Origin of the sequence: Streptomyces doebereineriae, from assembly GCF_031845645.1 — a bacterium.
Classification (GTDB): domain Bacteria; phylum Actinomycetota; class Actinomycetes; order Streptomycetales; family Streptomycetaceae; genus Streptomyces; species Streptomyces canus.
In genome coordinates, this window is sequence record NZ_JAVREZ010000088.1 from 1 (window position 1) to 596 (window position 596).

At 63.8% G+C, this 596-nt stretch carries 1 pseudogene; it reads left to right on the plus strand.

The window, feature by feature from the left end:
• Window positions 1-48: 48 nt before the first annotated feature.
• Window positions 49-596, plus strand: a pseudogene (locus RNB18_RS50835) (hypothetical protein); the annotation flags it as partial.

Genomic DNA, 596 nt, shown 5'->3' on the forward strand with positions numbered 1-596 from the left:
CGCAGCACGCTGAGGTCTGGGGACCTCCTTGTCGTGCTCGTGGGGCGTGTGGGGGAGGCAGCAGTTGCAGGGGAGGAGCACGCAGGATGGAATGTCGCCAGGTCGCTCGCGGTCGTCCGCTGGACACCAGAGGGCCGCGCCCAACAATGGGATCTGTGGCTTCGATGGTGGCTGAAGACCTCGCAGAGCCAGAGCTATCTCACGCTGTCCTCGTCGAACGCCGAGCACATGACCTTGCCTCTGCAGGCACTCAACCGACTTCCCGTGCCAGTGCCTCCAGCGCCGGTGCGGGAGAGGCTGCTTTCGCTGATCTCGCTTGCTGAGCGCAAGAATGCGTTGAACACCCGGATTGTGTCTTGCGCGACGGAACTAGCGGATGCGCATTTCATGGAGGCGCTGCAGACGTGCGGGCGAGGTCCCGCTACCGAGCGTGCAGTGGGCGAAGTGTGTCAGGTGACGGCTGGTGCGGCACAGTCTCTACCGGACAGCGAGCAGTCGGCTATGCCGTGGGTGTCTCCCCGCGAAGTGCTGAACTGCAAGACGGTACATCTGGGTGCAGTGACTTCACGCACCGTGGCGCAAGCGGAGGTTGTATG